14 protein-coding genes are annotated in these 17,248 nt (G+C 65.5%); 12 read left to right on the top strand and 2 right to left on the bottom strand.

The features are described from left to right. Positions 1–105: 105 nt before the first annotated feature. From AOC05_RS05745 to AOC05_RS05715, 7 genes are all read left to right on the top strand, one after another. Positions 106–2,958 carry a LuxR C-terminal-related transcriptional regulator gene (locus AOC05_RS05745; RefSeq protein ID WP_062006410.1) on the top strand — a complete coding sequence of 951 codons (2,853 nt, stop codon included), beginning with the start codon at positions 106–108 and terminating at the stop codon, positions 2,956–2,958. Positions 2,959–3,106: 148 nt separating this feature from the next. Further along, positions 3,107–3,799 carry a hypothetical protein gene (locus tag AOC05_RS05740; RefSeq protein WP_062006409.1) on the top strand — a complete coding sequence of 231 codons (693 nt, stop codon included), beginning with the start codon at positions 3,107–3,109 and terminating at the stop codon, positions 3,797–3,799. A gap of 9 nt (positions 3,800–3,808) precedes the next feature. After that, a complete protein-coding gene (locus tag AOC05_RS05735) occupies positions 3,809–4,069 on the top strand; it encodes a hypothetical protein (protein ID WP_062006408.1) in 261 nt (86 codons plus the stop codon). A gap of 61 nt (positions 4,070–4,130) precedes the next feature. After that, a complete protein-coding gene (locus AOC05_RS05730; protein WP_231687183.1) occupies positions 4,131–5,660 on the top strand; it encodes a DUF4389 domain-containing protein in 1,530 nt (509 codons plus the stop codon). Between the two features lie 159 nt (positions 5,661–5,819). After that, positions 5,820–6,770 (top strand): metal ABC transporter substrate-binding protein, encoded by a 951-nt coding sequence (locus AOC05_RS05725; RefSeq protein ID WP_062006407.1) that lies wholly within the window; start codon positions 5,820–5,822, stop codon positions 6,768–6,770. Next, positions 6,767–7,549: a metal ABC transporter ATP-binding protein gene (locus tag AOC05_RS05720; RefSeq protein ID WP_062006406.1), complete on the top strand. Its 783-nt coding sequence runs from the start codon at positions 6,767–6,769 to the stop codon at positions 7,547–7,549. The genes AOC05_RS05725 and AOC05_RS05720 overlap by 4 nt, the downstream gene beginning before the upstream one ends. Further along, positions 7,546–8,415: a metal ABC transporter permease gene (locus AOC05_RS05715; RefSeq protein WP_062006405.1), complete on the top strand. Its 870-nt coding sequence runs from the start codon at positions 7,546–7,548 to the stop codon at positions 8,413–8,415. The genes AOC05_RS05720 and AOC05_RS05715 overlap by 4 nt, the downstream gene beginning before the upstream one ends. Before the next feature lie 61 nt (positions 8,416–8,476). Here AOC05_RS05715 and AOC05_RS05710 read toward each other — a convergent pair whose 3' ends face one another. Together AOC05_RS05710 and AOC05_RS05705 are read right to left on the bottom strand one after the other, a co-directional pair. Continuing rightward, positions 8,477–9,508 (bottom strand): aldo/keto reductase, encoded by a 1,032-nt coding sequence (locus AOC05_RS05710; protein WP_062006404.1) that lies wholly within the window; start codon positions 9,506–9,508, stop codon positions 8,477–8,479. Between the two features lie 26 nt (positions 9,509–9,534). Then, positions 9,535–10,401, bottom strand: coding sequence for an NAD-dependent epimerase/dehydratase family protein (locus tag AOC05_RS05705; protein WP_062006403.1), 867 nt, complete (start codon positions 10,399–10,401; stop codon positions 9,535–9,537). Between the two features lie 419 nt (positions 10,402–10,820). Between AOC05_RS05705 and AOC05_RS05700 the strand changes: the two genes are divergently transcribed. The 5 genes from AOC05_RS05700 to AOC05_RS05680 all read left to right on the top strand — a co-directional run bounded on the left by AOC05_RS05700 (position 10,821) and on the right by AOC05_RS05680 (position 17,236). Further along, on the top strand, positions 10,821–11,666 hold the full coding sequence (locus AOC05_RS05700) for a universal stress protein (protein WP_062006402.1): 846 nt from the start codon (positions 10,821–10,823) through the stop codon (positions 11,664–11,666). Between the two features lie 294 nt (positions 11,667–11,960). Beyond that, on the top strand, positions 11,961–13,625 hold the full coding sequence (locus AOC05_RS05695) for an ABC transporter substrate-binding protein (protein WP_062006401.1): 1,665 nt from the start codon (positions 11,961–11,963) through the stop codon (positions 13,623–13,625). A 25-nt stretch (positions 13,626–13,650) separates the two neighbouring features. After that, a complete protein-coding gene (locus AOC05_RS05690; RefSeq protein ID WP_062006400.1) occupies positions 13,651–14,628 on the top strand; it encodes an ABC transporter permease in 978 nt (325 codons plus the stop codon). Further along, on the top strand, positions 14,625–15,518 hold the full coding sequence (locus AOC05_RS05685) for an ABC transporter permease (protein WP_082357789.1): 894 nt from the start codon (positions 14,625–14,627) through the stop codon (positions 15,516–15,518). Before AOC05_RS05690 ends, AOC05_RS05685 begins: the two co-directional genes overlap by 4 nt. Beyond that, complete coding sequence (locus AOC05_RS05680) at positions 15,515–17,236, top strand: dipeptide ABC transporter ATP-binding protein (RefSeq protein ID WP_062006399.1); 1,722 nt, start codon at positions 15,515–15,517, stop codon at positions 17,234–17,236. The genes AOC05_RS05685 and AOC05_RS05680 overlap by 4 nt, the downstream gene beginning before the upstream one ends. The last annotated feature ends 12 nt before the right edge of the window (positions 17,237–17,248 follow it).

Here is a 17,248-nt window from a genome sequence, read left to right as displayed (position 1 = left end):
GTTTAGCGGGTGTCCTTGAGCCGGCCCAGTATGACCAAAGCGCCGTAGCGTAGCCAGCATCGACGCTGTGACACACAGGGCAGCACTATCGAGGAATGGTGGGCCATGGCACGTGAGGTTGTTGCCAGCAAGCTGCGCCGCCCCAGACTGCGGCCTGGCCTGATCACACGGCCACGGCTCAACGCGCTGATGCGCAGCGGCACTGAACTACGGCTAATGCTAGTGTCCGCCCCAGCCGAGTTCGGCAAAACGACTCTCATGGCGGAATGGCTTGAACATGCGGCGGGCCACGGCGGCCGCATCGCCTGGCTCTCCCTCGACGCATCCGACAGCGAACCGGAGGCGTTCTGGGGCGCCGTGGTTGCCGCGCTCCAAACTGTGCTTCCCGGTATCGGATCCACGGCTGCGGAGCTACTTCAGGCTTTCCCCTTCCCCACCGAGCTTGCGCTCACGGCAGTGCTGAACGGGCTAACCGCGGACCCCCACGAGCTGTGGCTGGTCCTTGACGATTACCACGCCGCCGACGGCTACGAAGTCGGCCGGGGCATGGCCTTCCTGCTCGAACACCTCCCACCCCAGGTGCACGTGGTGATAAGCACCCGGGCCGACCCCTTGCTACCCCTGCCACGGTGGCGGGTGCGTGGCGAACTGGCCGAGATCCGGGCTGCAGAACTGCGATTCACGCCAAGCGAGGTGTCAACGTACCTCAATGACGTGGCAGGGCAGGACCTGGCACCGGCCCAGATTGCGGTCCTGGAACAGCGGACGGAGGGGTGGATTGCCGCCCTTCAGATGGCAGCACTGTCCCTGCAGGGCCGCACAGACCCGGCAGCGTTCATCGCCCGATTCGCCGGGGATGACAGCTTCATCCTCGACTACCTTGTCGAAGAGGTCCTTGTGTGCCAGCCCCAACCAGTGCGGGACTTCCTTCTGGAAACGGCCGTTCTCGAACGCTTTACCGGGGCGCTCTGTGACGCCGTGACGGGCAGGGCGGGCGGGAGCGGGATGCTGCTAGCCCTTGAGCGTGCAAACCTTTTCCTTGTCCCTCTCGACGGACACAGGGAATGGCACCGCTACCACCAGCTCTTCGCCGACGTCCTGCGGGCGCGCCTGCTCAACGAACGGCCCGGCCTGGTCCCGCTGCTGCACCAGCGTGCCAGCCACTGGTTTCAGGACCGGGAGCTCATGGACGAGGCTGTCCGGCACGCCGTGTCGGCACAGGACTTTGGCCGGGCGGCGCACCTCATGGAACTGGCGGTACCGGCCATCCGGCGCAACCGCCAGGACTCTGTGATGCGGGACTGGCTGAAGTTGCTGCCCGAGTCCGCCATCCGCAGTAGCCCCGTGCTTGGCGTGTTTGACGCCTACATGCTCATGTCCACCGGCGAGCTCGACGGCGTTGAGCCCCGCCTTCAGGAAGCTGAACGTGTCATGGCCGCGGCACCGCCCGGGCCGGCGTCCCCGTGGGCCGGCATTGAGGAGTTCGCCACGATTCCGGCTACCATCGCGATCTATCGGGCCTCCCTCGCTCAGGCACGCGGCGATGTGGCTGGCACTGCGGCGCATGCCCGGCAGGCGCTTGAGCTGGCGGGCTCGGCGGACCACCTCGCCCGGGGCGCCGCGAACGGCTTCCTGGGGCTGGCCGCCTGGGTTGACGGGGATGTGCATGCGGCGCTGCAAACGTTCGGCCGGGCGGTTGCGGACCTGCATGCTGCCGGCAACCTCGTTGATGCGTTCGGCAGCACGGCACTGCTTGCTGACATGTGGCTCGCCGCTGGCCGGCCAGTAACGGCACGCCGGTTGCTGGAGGATACCTTGGCCCGGGCCGGAGAACTGGGCGGTTCCGTGGCGCGGGCAACTGCGGAGCTGCATGTGGGGCTGGGCGAAATTGACTGCGAGGCGGGCGAGCTCGACGCCGCTGCCCGGCACCTCGCCGCTGCCGGCGACTTCTACGAGCGTGCCCCCACGGTCGAAAGTAGTTACCGGTGGTTTGTGGCGCGGGCGCTACTGGCCTCTGCCTCCGGTGACGAAGGGCTGGCCCTTGATTTTCTCAACCAGGCCGGACCGCTCTACCATCGGGGTTTCTTCCCTGAGGTGCGCCCCCTCGCTGCCATGAAGGCCCGTATCTGGATCAGGCAAGGCGAATTGCCGCAGGCCGCCGCATGGGCGCGTTCTCGGGGCCTACTTGCCGCCGGTGATGCCAACCACCTGTACGAGTGCGAATACGACGCCCTCACCTTAGTGCGGCTGCTCCTTGCCCTGCACCGCGCAGGGCTGGACCGGGCAGGGCTGCACCGCGCAGGGCTGGCCCGGACAGTGGCCGGCACCGGTTCCACCGCACAGTTGCATCTCCAGCCAGCTAAGCCGTTGGATCCTTCGGTGGAAACCCTGCTGGAGCGTCTGCTTCAGACCGCCGAAGCCTCAGGAAGAGCAGGTAGCACGGTGGAGATCCGCCTGCTTGCAGCCCTTGTCCACGACGCCCAGGGCCACCAGGGCCTGGCCCGGGAGTCGTTTGCCAGCGCCCTTGCCGAAGCTGCCGAATCCGAAGGCCGCGTAAGGCTTTTTCTCGATGAGGGGACGCCCATGCAGGCATTGTTGCGCGAGGCCAGTCACGCCAGCGGCCCTGGCCATACCTCCAGACGGGCCTCCCGTCTCCTCAGCCTGGCCCACAGCCAAGGCAACGCTGCACACCCGGGCCATGGTCCGGCGTCGGACACCCAAACGATGGCGACTGGATCCTTGGGCACGGCTAAACCGGCGGGTACTGAAACGTTGAGCACCCGGGAACTGCATGTGCTGCGGCTTCTGGGCGGTGGGCTGAGCGGGCCGGCGATCGCCGGTGAGCTGTTCATCTCCTACAACACGCTGCGCACCCACACGAAGCATATTTTCACCAAGCTGGGCGTCAACGACCGCCGGGCCGCGGTGCGCACCGCCCGCGAACGCGGTCTGCTGTGACACAGCGCGGCGCACGGGACGAACCTGGCTCCCGCGGATCTCACCTTGCCGCTCACATCATTGGGTGATGCCGGCTCACCCACCGCGCTTCTACCTTGGAGTTATCCCGCGGCACACGGCCACGGAGATCCATATCCAAGGAGTCAACATGTCCATCAACCCCACAACCCTCATCCGCGTGGGCGGCCTTTGCGCCGTTGGTGCAGGGCTGTTGTTTATTGGCGTCCAGTTCAACCATCCGCAGCTGGATGCAAACTTCGCCACGACAGCAGAGTTCACGTTCCGCCAGTCACTGAAGATGGTCATGGCGCTGCTGTCGCTCGCCGGTATCACCGCCATGTATCTGTCCCAGGTGAAGAGGATGGGCGTGCTTGGCCTCATCGGGTACCTCGTGTTCGGAGCAGGCTACCTGATCATGTTCAGCATGGAGACCATGGGCGCGGTGGTCCTGCCTGCCGTTGCCCACAGCAACCCCGGGTACGTTAACGACGTCTTTGTCGCGGCGACCGGCGGCCACCCGGTTGGCAGCATCGGCCTGATGCTGCCGCTGAGTGCCGCCTCGGGCATCTTGTACATGGCCGGCGGACTGCTGTTCGGAATTGCGTTGTACCGGGCCAAGATCCTGACCCGGTGGGCTGCGGTACTGCTGGCCGTCGGAGCCGTCGCGACCATGGCGATCCCCTTGCTTCCCCAGGTCAACGAGCGGTTGTTTGCCATCCCCACGGCCATGGCCCTGATCTGCCTTGGCTACTCACTGTGGCGCACCCAGCACACCCAGCGCACAGCCCCCCGCTCGGCAGCGGTGGCGTCCGTCGCGCCGCTTGGTTCCAACGCGAAGTGACAGCCCGGAATGACTGTGCACGATCCCAAGCCGCCCCTGCCCGCCAGCTACCGCATCCGGGTAGACGGACTCCTCGATGACCGGTGGGTGCCGTGGTTTGACGGCCTGACACTAAGCCGCGACGGCAACGGCACCACGACCCTTCGGGGCCCGGTGCCCGATCAGGCCGCCTTGCATGGCCTGCTCGTAAAGATCCGCGATCTGGGCATCATCTTGATCTCGGTGGAGGTCCTCGACCTGCCGAATACCCGGCCACGGCAACAACTGTGACCTTTGACCCTTGCCAATCAGGCTCCGGCGCTACAAGGTTGAAACAATCGAAGGGACAGCCATGACCAGCAATCCGATGGTTCAAAGCAAGAGTCCAAACCCAGGCAACGTCCACCGCTCACGGGCGGGCTCCGTCGTCGCGCTTGTCCTGGGGACGATTCTGGCCATGCTGGGAGTGGGTGGGATCGCCGGCGGCATTGCCTCGGCCGTGGTGGCTTCCCAGCAAGGACCCGACGGCTATTTCACCTCCTCCGCCCACGGCTTCTCCACGGCGTCCTACGCGCTCATCTCTCCACCGGCGGACATCGGCACCGACAGGATCCCCTTTGACCTGGGCAGCATACGGCTGGCCGCCACGTCCTCCGCCCCCGGCGGCCAGGTCTTCATTGGTATTGGCCCCAAAGCCCAGGTAGAGAGCTATCTCAGCGGCGTACACACCACCCAGATCACCGGCATCGAAACATCCCCGTTCCGGGTGAGCTACCGGGATCAGCCGGGAACGGCGACACCAACAGCCCCGGCCGCCCAGGGCTTCTGGACAGAGTCCGCTTCCGGGCCCGGAACACAGCAAGTCACCATGGACATCAGCGGTGCGGACGTGGTCATGGTGGTCATGAACGCCGATGCGAGCGCAGGCGTCTCCGTGAAAATGCAGGCCGGGTTCCATTCCGAGCTGTTTGGAACCCTTACACCAGCGTTGTTAATTGCCGGGATCCTCATCCTGCTCGTCGGGGCCGGGCTGATAGCCTTGGGAGCCATTGGCGTCGGCAGGGGCCTACCCCCATCGAGCCAGGGCGGTGCAGGGCGGCCGAGTGTGGGTACGGCAACGGGCACGGCAGTGCCGGGCGACGTGGGCACGCCGGGGAGCATGGCAGAGGCGAAGCGCTATCCGGCGCAACTGTCCGGGTATCTGGACCCGCAGCTTTCCCGCGGCTTGTGGCTGGTCAAATGGCTTCTGGCTATCCCCCACTTCATCATCTTGTTCTTCCTGTGGTTTGCCTTCTTCTTCACAACCCTCATCGCAGGCTTGGCCATCTTGTTCACAGGCCGCTACCCGCGTTCGCTCTTTGACTTCAACGTAGGGGTCCTGCGCTGGAATTGGCGGGTCGCCTTTTATGCCTATTCGGCTCTGGCCACCGACAAGTACCCGCCCTTCACCTTCGCCGCCACGGACTATCCCGCAGACTTCGAGGTGGACTACCCCCAGCGGCTCGCGCACGGTCTGGTCCTGGTCAAAGGATGGCTGCTGGCGATTCCGCACCTGCTGATCATTGCCATCTTTACCGGCAGCGTCTGGGCCCCGTGGGGAGGCAGCGATTCCTGGGGACAGGACTACGCCCGCAACACAGGTTTCTCCTTGCTCGGGCTCCTGGTGCTCATCGCCGCCGTCATGCTCCTGTTCACCGGCAGGTACCAACCCACACTCTTCGACCTGGTCATGGGAATCAACCGGTGGATCTACCGCGTGGCCTGCTACGCGCTCCTCATGCGCGACGAGTACCCGCCGTTCCGTCTGGACCAGGGCCCCGCGGAACCGGGCGCCCCTTTCGAGCCCCTGCCAGTTGACGGGCAGCCCGGGCCGCCGGTCTAGTCCGGCCAGCGGGCCGCCGCCTAGTCAGCGGCCCGGTGCGCCGGGTGTCCAGATATTGTCTACGGTGTGGGTGGCGCCAATACGGACAGGATAGGAAAAAGCTATTGTTACGGTGGGCCGCAATTGGTATTTTCGGTATACCTAAACTATGGTCAGTTCATGCCAATTTACCTACCCAAAGTCCTCACAGCCGTCCGGCTGGCAGCGACGGCCGGCGCCACCGTTCTCGCCCTAACCCTGACCAGCTGCGCAGCACCCGGCGAGGCCTCCGGTGATGCCGGTGACGGCCGCCCCGTCGTCCTCACCACCTTCACCGTCCTGGCCGATATCGCCCAGAACGTAGCCGGCGACAAGCTCCGGGTGGAGTCCATCACCAAGGCCGGTGCGGAGATCCACGGCTACGAACCCACCCCGGGCGACATCCGCAAGGCCGCCAAGGCCGACCTGATCCTGGACAACGGGATGGGGCTGGAAGCCTGGTTCGAACAGTTTGTCCGAGACGTAAATGCACCCCACGCCGTCGTCACCGACGGGGTGGACGCCATCAACATCGCCGAGGACGCCTACAAGGACATGCCGAACCCGCACGCCTGGATGTCGCCGAAGAATGTGCAGATCTATGTGGAGAACATGGTGGAGGCTTTCCAGGACCTGGATCCCGCCAACGCCGAGTTCTACAAGAACAACGGCGCCGCCTACAACGCCACCTTGCAGGAGGTCCAGGACAGCCTGGTCAAGGACCTCGCCGTCCTTCCGAAGAACCAGCGCGCCCTGGTCAGCTGCGAGGGCGCCTTCTCCTACCTGGCCCGCGACGCTGGCCTGACGGAGAAGTACATTTGGGCCGTCAACGCCGAGCAGCAGGCCACACCGCAGCAGATCGCCAGCACCATCGAATTTGTCCGCACCAACCAGGTGCCGGCCGTCTTTTGTGAATCCACCGTTTCCGCGGACCCCATGGACCGTGTGGTCGAGGCAACGGACGCCGTCTTTGGCGGCACCCTCTACGTCGATTCACTCTCCGAAGCAGACGGCCCTGTCCCCACCTACTTGGAGCTGATCAAGCACGACGCCAAGGTTATCGTCGACGCACTCACCGGAGCCCGGTCATGAGGCCCACCCCAGCAACAGCCTCGGTCCCAGCGATCGACGTCGACTCCGTGACCGTCCACTACGGCGACGTGCTGGCCCTGGACGGGGCCAGCCTCAAGCTGGAAAGAGGCCGGATCTGCGGCCTTGTCGGCATGAACGGTTCGGGCAAGTCCACCTTGTTCAAGTCCATCATGGGCCTGGTGAAGCCCGACGCCGGCAGCGTCACCATTGGCGGCGCCACCCCCGCCCAGGCGAGGCGGTCCGGCGTCGTCAGCTACGTGCCACAAAGTGAGGACGTGGACTGGCAGTTCCCGCTCTCGGTTCAGGACGTGGTCATGATGGGCCGGTACGGGCACATGGGCATGAGCCGGCGGCCTCGCAAGGCCGACAGGCTCGCCGTGGCCGACGCCCTGGAGCGCGTGGATCTGAACGACTTTGCCCACCGCCAGATCGGCCAGCTCTCGGGAGGGCAGAAGAAACGCACTTTTGTGGCCCGCGGCATCGCCCAGGGCGCCACCACATTGCTGCTGGACGAACCGTTTGCCGGCGTGGACAAGCGCTCCGAAGCCACCATTTGTGCCCTGCTCAAGGGCCTGGCCGCGGACGGTGCCACCGTCCTGGTCTCCACCCACGACCTACACGCCCTGCCGGATTTAGCCGACGAGGCCGTGCTGCTGATGCGCCGCGTCCTGCTGCACGGCAGCCCGGACGAGGTGCTGCGCCCGGAAAACCTGGCCCTGGCCTTCGGCCTCGATACCGCTACCGCGGCTGTCATGAGTGCGGCAGAAGTGCCGGCATGAGTGTTTTTGAATTCCTACTGGAACCCTTCGACTACGTCTTCATGCAGCGCGCCCTCGTGGTCACCGTGATCGCGGCCGTGGTCTGCGCCGTACTCTCGTGCTGGCTGGTGCTGATCGGCTGGTCCCTGATGGGCGACGCCGTCTCCCACGCCGTGCTGCCCGGTGTCGCCCTGGCCTACATTCTCGGAGCGCCCTTTGCCGTCGGAGCGGTGCTGTTCGGCTTCCTGGCTGTGGCCCTGATCGGGGCCGTGCGCGACACCAGCCGGGTCAAGGAGGACGCCGCCATCGGCATCGTGTTCACCACGCTCTTTGCCTTGGGGCTGGTGCTGATCTCCGTCACGCCCAGCCAGACGGACCTCACCCACATCATCTTCGGCAACCTGCTGGGCCTGAGCCACTCCGACCTGGTCCAGGTGCTGGTCCTCGGCGCGGTCACCTTCGCCATTCTGGTCATCAAACGCCGCGACTTCACCCTCTACGCCTTCGACCCCACGCACGCCCACGCCATCGGCCTGAACCCGCGCATGCTCGGCGCGTTCCTGCTCGGGCTGCTGGCTTTGACTTCCGTGGTGGCGCTGCAGGCGGTGGGCGTGGTGCTGGTGGTGGCCATGTTGATCATTCCCGGTGCGACGGCGTACCTGCTCACCGACCGCTTCGGGCGCATGCTGGTGCTGGCGCCAACCATCTCGGCCGCGTGCGCCGTCGTCGGGCTTTACGCCAGTTACTACCTCGATGCGGCGTCCGGCGGGATGGTGGTGCTGACCCAGGGCGCGGCGTTTGCCCTGGTCTACTTCTTCAGCCCCCGCCACGGCCTGCTGGTGAACCGTTACAAGGAGGTCCGACGCCGGAATCTGGCCCCCGCCTGAGGCTCGCCGAGGGCGTGCAGCACGTCAGCTCTTGACCGGCGGCGGATACCCACAAAGAGGGCTATCGGCCCCCTTGGATCTTCCGGCTTCGCTGTTCCTGGGCCATGGGGCCGTACGGGTAAACGCCCAGACGCGGTTCACTGACGTCGGCGAGTGCCTGCAGCTCCGCACCGGTGAGCTCCAGCGCCGCCGCGGCCAGGTTGTCCGTGAGCTGTTCGGTGGTGCGCGCGCCCAGGATTACCGAGGTGACGGCGGGGCGGGCGGCCAGCCAGGCCAGCGCCACTTGGGAGGCGGTGACGCCGTGTGCTGCCGCCACCTCTTGGACGGCTCCGATCACCTCCCACGTTCGCGGGTTGTCGTTGCGTTGCTGCCAGGCCTCCATGCCGCGGGTGGGGTTCTCGCCCAGACGGGTGGCCCCTGCCGGCGGCACGTCGCGCTGATACTTGCCGGTGAGCCAGCCCCCACCCAAGGGCGACCACGGCAGCAACCCGATCCCGGCGTCCTGGGACGCCGGAACAACCTCCAACTCAATCTCCCGCACCAGCAGGTTGTACTGGGGCTGCAGTGTGACCGGCGCATTCCAGCCATGCGACGCGGCGACATGGACGGCCTTGGTCAGCTGCCAGCCCAGGAAGTTCGAGAACCCGTAGTAAGCGATCTTGCCCCGGCTGACGGCGTCGTTGAGGAACCGCAGCGTCTCCTCAACAGGGGTGATGGGATCCCACGCGTGCATTTGGTACAGGTCGATCTGTTCCACCCCCAACCGGCGCAAGGAGTCATCCAGGGCGCGCGTGAGATGCTTGCGGGAGGTCCCGACATCGTTCGGGGAGGCACCCATGGGAAAGCGGCCTTTGGTGGCGAGCACCACCGACTCCCGCGCGTCCGGCCGCTTCGCCAGCCACCGGCCAATGATCTCCTCCGACCCCCCGGCGCTGTACACATCCGCGGTGTCGACGAAGGTGCCACCGGCGGCCACATAAGCATCGAGGAGAGTGTGGGACGTCGCCTCGCTTGCCTCCGCCCCGAACGTCATGGTGCCCAGCGCGAAGTTGGAAACCACGGCGCCACTGTTACCCAATATGCGGTATTCCATTGGTGCCCCTCAATTCTTGGTGGTGATCAGTTCTGGTCCGGGACGGTTGCTTGGTGGTTGCGCCAGGAGTGTTCGGGAACAAAGCCCAGCAGCCGTTGCGCCTTGTCGATGGACAGCAGGGTCTCGTGTTCACCGAGGTCCTTGCGCACCGGCACAGACGGGAACACCTCGGCGGCCAGCTCCGCGCTGGAACGGCTCATCACGGTGTCCGCGTTGGCGATGATGAACGCTTGGAAGCCTGGCTGGCCGTTTTCAAGGGCCCGCGCCACGGCCTGCGCCCCGTCCCGGCCGTCGATGTAGCCCCACAGGTTCCACTTGCGGGCCATGGCGTCGGCGTCAAAGGAGGGGAAGGCAGCGTAGTCCGCCACATTCATGACGTTAGAGAACCGCAAGCCCACGATACTCAGCTGCGGATCCCAGCGGGTCATCTCCGTGGCCATCTGCTCCTCCAGGACCTTGACCAGCGAATAGGTACTTTCCGGCCGGGCGGGATAGTCCTCATCGACGGGAATGTAGGGAGGGTCGACGTCGAACGGCAGTCCCAGGACCGTCTCGCTGGAGGCGTAAACGAGCCTTTTAATACCCGCCCGCCGGGCCGCCTGGAAGACGTTGTAGGTGGAGAGCATGTTGTTTTCGAAGGTGGCGGCGTCCGGCAGGAGCCCGGGCGCCGGAATGGCGCCCAGGTGCACCACGGCGTCGAATCCGCTGTGCCTGTCATCCAAGCCCAAGAAAACGTCCAGGACCTGCCCGTAATTGCGCAGGTCCACCACCACTAGCCCCGGTCCGCGCTCCCCGGCCCGGTCCAGATTCAGTACCTGGTGGCCGTCGTCGGTGAGCCTGCGCACCACATGGCGTCCTAGTTTTCCGCTGCCGCCTGTCACTGCAATTTTCATAGGTACTCCCTTAGGCGTGGTTCATGGCTTCCTCCGGATGCCGGTAGCTCCACTATAGGACCGGGACCACTCTCCGCGCTCGGTCCGGGAAAGTGCCAAACACATTGGGCTCTCACCGGCAACGGCATCGGCCCTGACCGAGAAGATTGCCGGATACTGCTAGAGCCACACCGTTGACGGTGCGCGGACTGGCCCCGGTGGCTGCCAGCCTGGCCCAGGCAGGGTCCGCAAACCTACGGTAATTCTGCGGACCGCCGTGTTCCTCCTGGTGGTAGGGGGTTCGGTGCTGGCACTGCGCCGCAGGGCCTGGCTGCTTGCAAGGAGCCGGACTCGCCCAGTCAGCCCGTAGACTTTGACGGAACCTGGCTAGGCGACGACGCCGCTCAGTTCAGGCAAGAAAAAACCGCAAAGGGGAATTGGTGCAGCACTCTCAAGACATCGTGGTTGGTTACGACGGCTCCCCCGAGGCTTCGCAGGCCGTTCAGTGGGCGGCGCGGCAAGCCGCCCTGCGAGAGTGTCGGCTGCACCTAGTGCACTGCCACTTGCGGCCGCTGCCCCCCGAAGGCACCCAAGCTGCCAGCATCCCGGCGGGAATCGGGCAGGGGCCCTCCCCCGAAATCATCCTCAACGAGGGCCTGGCCTTGGCGACGGACACCGCACCAGGGCTGGATGTCCAGGGCAGCCTGATCTACGGATGGCCCGCCGTTCACCTGGCCAAAATTTCTGAAGGCCAGCAGATGCTGGTGCTTGGCAGCCGCGGGATCGGAGGGCTCATCGGCCTGCTCGTCGGGTCGGTGAGCCTGGAAATGGCGGCCACTGCCCCATGTCCCGTGGCGGTCATCAGGACCATGGAATCACAACCCGGCGGAGCCATCGTGGTAGCCGTTGACGCATCCGGTTCCATGAGCGCCCTGACGGATGCCTGCCAGATGGCAGTTCTGACGGGCGCCCCGTTAAGGGTCATACATGTCCAGCCCCAACCCCGCGGCTGGCCGGCGCGCCGGGCACCAGTCGATGGGGAGTCGGCGGAGATCTTGGCCGCCGCCGTGGCCAGGGCCCGTGAACTGACCGGCGGCACCAGCGTCGAGGGGGTACTGCTCAGAAACCAGTCCACCGCCCGAGCAATTCTGGACGCTTCCCGGGGCGCCAGCCTGATAGTCATGGGAACCAAGGGCCGCGGCCTCATCAAGGGCACCATCGGTTCCACCACCCACACCGTCCTTCACCGCGCCACCGAACCGGTCCTCGTCTCACGACGTCAGTGAATGAATGCCCGGTCAGAGATGCGCTCCTACCCGCTGGCGCAAGCGACGGCGGCCAGCGCACCGCGGGACCTGGACGTGACGCAGGGCCCTTGGCCGAACCCTGTGCAGCCTTTACCTATGATGGCGCCCCGGCCAGCCTATGATCTACCCCACATGCCACTGCATCAGTCCCGCCCCAGCCGCTATGGTTGATGGCGGTACCCGCCGACGCGTGCCTCATGGCCACCTGCCGGAGGACACGGACGCGGACTGACCACGCATCGCTCCACTTCACCGGTTCGCAGGAAGAATTTCATGACTCTCGCACGCCCCTTGGCCACCAGATTACTTCCCGCCGCGACGGCACTGGCCGCAGCATTGGTTCTGGCAGGCTGCTCGCCGGCCGCCATGACCCCCGATGCCAGCGGCGAATCCGGTTCTCCTGTCACGGGCGGGACCTTGGTGTACGCCTCCGGCGATGCCGAACCTGCCTGCCTGGATCCGCACGTTGGCGGCAACTTCCCGCAGGCGCTCATTGCCTCGCAATACCTTGAGAGCCTTTACACCAAGGACGCCGACGGCGCGTTGATCCCCTGGCTCGCCGAAGACTCCACCGTCTCCGACGACGGGCTGACGCGCATTGTGAAGATCCGTACCGGGATCAGCTTCACCGACGGCACTGCCTTGAATGCTGATGCGGTCAAGGCAAACTTTGAGCACCTGTTGAATCCCGCCACCACCTCATCCACCGGCTACCTGGCCCTAGGCAAGATCGCTTCCATGCAGGCCGTCGATGCCAGCACCCTCGAGCTCAAGCTCAAGTCCCCGGACAATTCACTGCTCGAGTCCTTCTCCATGCCCTGGGTGGCCATTGAATCCCCCACTGCCCTCAAGCGTAGCCAGGCCGACAACTGTGCCGCCCCCGTGGGTACCGGTCCGTTCAAGGTCGAGTCCTGGAAGAAGCAGGACTCCGTAAAACTGGTGCGCAACGCCGGCTATGTGCTCCCGGACCCCAAGGCCGGGCATGCCGGGGGAGCTTACCTGGATGCCATCACCTGGCGCTTCATCCCGGAGGCAGCCACCCGCTATGCGGCTCTACAGGCCGGCGAGGTGCAGATCATAGACAACGCCCAGCCCGACGCCATTGCCGCCGCCGAGAAGAACACATCCATCAAGCACCTGGATGCGCCGCGCCCCGGGGCATCCAACCGGGTTGAGCTGAACTCCTCGAAACCGCCGTTCAACGACGTCTTGGTCCGTGAAGCGTTCATCCATGCGGTAAACGTCAACGCCAGCATCGATTCGCTGTTCTTCGGCACTGCCGTGCGTTCCTACTCCCCCCTGTCCAGCGTGGAGCCCCTGGCCCTCTCCGAGGAATCGCTCTTCGGCTATGACCGGGCCAAGGCAGCCAAACTGCTGGACGAGGCAGGGTGGAGCCAGCGCGATTCCGAGGGTTACCGTGTCAAGGACGGCACCAGGCTCTCCCTCTCCTTCCCGGTGAGCACCAGCCAGTCCATCCCTGCCGAGCAGTCACTCTTTGAGCAGATGCAGGCCACCGCCAAGGAATCGGGCCTTGAGATCAAGATCAAGCTGCTGGATCTTTCCAGCTGGTACGGCGAGTTGTTCACGAACAATTACAACCTGGTCTCGGCCCCGTATACCAAGGTTGGGCCGAGTGTCCTGTCCGTCCTTTTCCACTCCGATTCCACCATTCCCGCGCCGTCGGGCTACTTCGCCAACCTGTCCCAGGTGAAGGACCCAAGCCTTGATGCATTGCTGGCCGCGGCCGGGACCACCAAGGACCTGGCAGAGCGCAAGGACCTCTACACCCAGGCGCAGAAGAAGGTTCTCGAGGGCTACTACCTGCTGCCGCTGTACAACCAGCAGAACCACTTCCTGTACTCGGCGAAGCTGAAGAACGTCGGCGCCACCACCGCAGTGGCAACCCCCACCTTCTTTGACACCTGGCTGAGCAACTAGCACCTTCCACGAAACGCCCCCGCCCATGAGCACACCCGCAGCCGCTTCCACCCGAGCACCCGGATTTTCCGAGTCGCCCGTCCGCTGGCTGCTGGGCAAAATCGGCGGGGGCATTTTTGTGCTCTGGGCAGTTGCAACCGCCATCTTCTTCGGCATCCGGATGATTCCCGGGGATCCGGCAGAGGCCATTATGGGCGGCCCCGGTTCCCAAGCCTCGGCCGAGGCCCTTGCGGGCGCCCGCTCCCAGTACGGCCTGGACCAGCCACTGTACGTCCAGTACTTTGGCCAGCTGTGGCGGCTGGCAACCGGCGACCTGGGCACCTCCTACTCGCTGAAAACCCCCGTGTCCGAGGTGCTAGGCGAGCTGATTCCCCCGACCCTCATCCTCGCCATACTGGCACTGCTGGTGGCCTGGGCCATGGCGCTGGTCGTCGCTGTGCTGTCCACACGCAGCGGTGCGTTAGGTTCTGCATTGGGCTCGGGACTGGAGATTGTTTCTGCGGCGGTGCCGCACTTCTGGCTGGCCAGCGTGCTGATCCTGGTCTTCTCCACCATGCTGGGATGGCTTCCCCCGGTGAGCACCAACACCGCAGCCGGCCTAGCGCTGCCGGTCATCACCTTGGCGCTGCCGCTGGCAGGCTTTTTAGGCCAGGTCATGCGGGACACCTTGATGGAAGCCCAGCGTTCCGCCTTTGCCCTGTCCGCCCGGGCGCGCGGGGAATCTGAGATCGGTGTGCTGCTGCGCCATTCTCTGCGACATGCCGCGCTTCCGGCCATCGCTCTCTCCGGATGGGCTTTCGGTTCGCTGCTCTCCGGCGCCGTGGTGGTCGAATCCATCTTTGCCCGGCCTGGCCTGGGACGCTCCTTGCTCTCGGCGGTCACGTCCAGGGACATCCCCATGGTCACCGGTGTGGCACTGATCTCGGCAGCCGCATACGTGGTGATCATGGCGTTGTCCGACCTTGCCGAACGCCTCGCCGATCCACGGATAGGTACCTCATGAGCGTCTTCGGGCCGGGCAAGGCGACGCCAGAGCCTTCGTTGAGCCCACAGAAGAACCATGTACGACGGCGTGAGGTCGCCCTTGTGCGCCGGCTCGCGGCCCACCTGCCCCTGGTGGCTGTTGCTGCCGTGCTGCTCTTCTTTGTCCTCGCAGCCATCGCACCGAACCTGCTGTCACCGGTTGACCCGCTGGCCATCAGCCCCACCCAGGCCTTCTCCGCGCCCGGTGCCGAGCACCTGCTGGGCACCGACGAATCTGGGCGGGACATCTATTCGCGCATCATCCACGGCGCACGGCCCTCACTGCTCATCGGGGCCGCGGCCACCGCCATCGGGCTCGGCCTGGCCCTAGTGCTGGGCACCATCGCCGGCTTTGGCGGCCGATGGCTGGATTTTGGTGTTGGCCGCCTCCTGGAGGTGCTCTTTGCCCTGCCCGGGCTGCTGCTGGCTCTGGTGTTCATCGCCTTCGCAGGGCCAGGTGTGGCAACCACCGTTATGGCGGTGGGCCTGACCACGGCCCCCGGATACGCGCGGATGATCCGTGCCCAGATCATTGCCCTGCGAGCCTCCCCCATGGTGGAGGCCGCCACAGTTCTCGGGCGCAGTAGGGCCCGGATCCTCACCGTCCACATCCTTCCCAACGCCCTGGCCCCCATTGCCGTACTGGCAACATTGGGGCTGGGACAGGCCATCCTCTGGGCCGCGTCGCTGAGTTTTCTGGGGCTCGGAGCGCGCCCACCTGCCCCCGAATGGGGCACCATGCTGTCGGCCGGACGCACCTACCTCGCCCTGGCCTGGTGGATGACGTTCTTCCCGGGCCTGGCCATTGTGCTGGTTGCCGCGGCCTCCACGGTACTCTCCCGGATCCTGAAGTCCAGGGGTGTCCGATGAGCGCTGCCGAGCCGCTCTTACGGGTTGAGAATTTGGCGGTCACCTTTGGCGGGAATAGCGTAGTCCGCGACATTTCCTTCACGGTGAGCCCCGGGGAATGCCTGGCGCTGGTGGGCGAATCGGGGTCGGGCAAATCGGTGACCGCCAGGTCCCTGATCGGCTTGGCCGGGCCCGGTTCGCAGGTGCACGCCGACATACTTGAGGTGGCGGGCGTGGATGCCAGGACCCTTTCACAGCGCCGCTGGAGTGCCCTCCGCGGCCGTCAGGTGGGGTTCATCCTGCAGGATGCCCTGACATCCCTGGATCCACTGCGCACCGTCGGCAAGGAAATTGACGACGCACTGCGCCTGCACTCAACCGGTTCCGGAGCGCAACGCGCCGCTCGCGTGATTGAACTGCTTGTTGCGGTGGGCCTGGATGACCCGATCCGCAGGGCCTCCCAACGTTCAGGGGAACTCTCCGGCGGAATGCGCCAGCGGGCGCTGATTGCCTCGGCTATTGCCTTGGAACCGGCACTGATCATAGCCGATGAGCCCACCACTGCGCTGGATGCCACGATCGCCGCATCCGTGATGGACCTCCTCGGTAACTTGCGCCAGGGCGGCTCCGGAATGCTGTTGATTAGCCACGACCTTGCAGCCGTAGCAGCGGTGGCCGATTCGATTGCCGTCATGCAGGCCGGGCGCATCGTGGAGCGCGGCGCGGCTGTGCAGATCCTGAACGACCCGCAACACCCGTACACCCGTGCGCTGCTGGCCGCGGTTCCTGCCGGCAAGCCCCGCTTCACACGCCTCTCCCCCGCCACTGAATCCGGAGATTCCGTTTCCAGCCGGACCGCCGGCCCCGTGGCACCCAACGGTCAGCCGGCCGCCGTCGTACAGCCCCTGCTCAGCGCGCGTGGCCTCTCCAAGACCTTCCTGCTGGGCAAGTCCACCGGGTTCACGGCCGTGCGCCATGTCGACTTCGAGCTGTTGCCCGGCCGCACCCTTGGATTGGTGGGCGAATCCGGATCGGGGAAGACGACCACCGCACGCATGGCCCTGGGGCTGCTGGCCCCGAGCGCGGGCACCGTGGAGCTCTTCGGTCAGCCGTGGAGTTCGGTTCCCGAATCCGTTCGCCGAACCCACCGTTCGTCGCTGGGCGCCATCTACCAGGACCCGTTGTCCTCCTTCGACCCTCGGCTTTCCACTGGAGCCCTGTTGGCCGACGCGTTGAGTCTTGGTGGCACGCGCAACCCCCGCGCCCGCACTGGCGAAATCAACGAATTGCTGCAGCTGGTCGGTTTGGAGCCCGGCATGGCGGCACGCAATCCCGCCACGCTTTCGGGCGGGCAACGCCAGCGTCTAGCCATTGCCCGCGCCCTTGCACCGAAGCCACGAGTGCTGATCTGCGATGAACCGGTCTCGGCCCTGGACGTCTCCATCCAGGCCCAGGTCCTTGACCTACTGGACGAGTTGCAGCAGCGGTTTGGGCTCAGTTACCTGTTCATCTCCCACGACCTTTCGGTGATCAGGCACATGAGTGATCAGGTGCTGGTAATGCGCGCGGGGGAAGTTGTTGAGTCCGGGTCCACCGAGCAGGTGTTCACCGATCCTGCGCACGAGTACACACGTGCCTTGTTGTCGGCTGCGCCGTTGAACCTGCCGGTGCGGCGAGTATCACGGGAATCCATGCTGGAAGGTTCTTCGGAAGCTGGGAAGATTGAAGGGCCGCACTAACCAATAGAGGAC

It is taken from the genome of Arthrobacter alpinus, from assembly GCF_001294625.1.
GTDB lineage: Bacteria > Actinomycetota > Actinomycetes > Actinomycetales > Micrococcaceae > Specibacter > Specibacter alpinus_A.
Note: the sequence above shows the minus strand (reverse complement) of the source record. Positions and strands in the feature narration are given on the sequence as shown.

What these genes read in the sequence shown, in the direction of transcription:
- AOC05_RS05745 (WP_062006410.1), top strand. Translation starts at nt 106, where the DNA reads ATGGCACGTGAGGTTGTTGCCAGCAAGCTGCGCCGCCCCAGACTGCGG.
- AOC05_RS05740 (WP_062006409.1), top strand. Translation starts at nt 3,107, where the DNA reads ATGTCCATCAACCCCACAACCCTCATCCGCGTGGGCGGCCTTTGCGCC.
- AOC05_RS05735 (WP_062006408.1), top strand. Translation starts at nt 3,809, where the DNA reads ATGACTGTGCACGATCCCAAGCCGCCCCTGCCCGCCAGCTACCGCATC.
- AOC05_RS05730 (WP_231687183.1), top strand. Translation starts at nt 4,131, where the DNA reads ATGACCAGCAATCCGATGGTTCAAAGCAAGAGTCCAAACCCAGGCAAC.
- AOC05_RS05725 (WP_062006407.1), top strand. Translation starts at nt 5,820, where the DNA reads ATGCCAATTTACCTACCCAAAGTCCTCACAGCCGTCCGGCTGGCAGCG.
- AOC05_RS05720 (WP_062006406.1), top strand. Translation starts at nt 6,767, where the DNA reads ATGAGGCCCACCCCAGCAACAGCCTCGGTCCCAGCGATCGACGTCGAC.
- AOC05_RS05715 (WP_062006405.1), top strand. Translation starts at nt 7,546, where the DNA reads ATGAGTGTTTTTGAATTCCTACTGGAACCCTTCGACTACGTCTTCATG.
- AOC05_RS05710 (WP_062006404.1), bottom strand. Translation starts at nt 9,508, where the DNA reads ATGGAATACCGCATATTGGGTAACAGTGGCGCCGTGGTTTCCAACTTC.
- AOC05_RS05705 (WP_062006403.1), bottom strand. Translation starts at nt 10,401, where the DNA reads ATGAAAATTGCAGTGACAGGCGGCAGCGGAAAACTAGGACGCCATGTG.
- AOC05_RS05695 (WP_062006401.1), top strand. Translation starts at nt 11,961, where the DNA reads ATGACTCTCGCACGCCCCTTGGCCACCAGATTACTTCCCGCCGCGACG.
- AOC05_RS05690 (WP_062006400.1), top strand. Translation starts at nt 13,651, where the DNA reads ATGAGCACACCCGCAGCCGCTTCCACCCGAGCACCCGGATTTTCCGAG.
- AOC05_RS05685 (WP_082357789.1), top strand. Translation starts at nt 14,625, where the DNA reads ATGAGCGTCTTCGGGCCGGGCAAGGCGACGCCAGAGCCTTCGTTGAGC.
- AOC05_RS05680 (WP_062006399.1), top strand. Translation starts at nt 15,515, where the DNA reads ATGAGCGCTGCCGAGCCGCTCTTACGGGTTGAGAATTTGGCGGTCACC.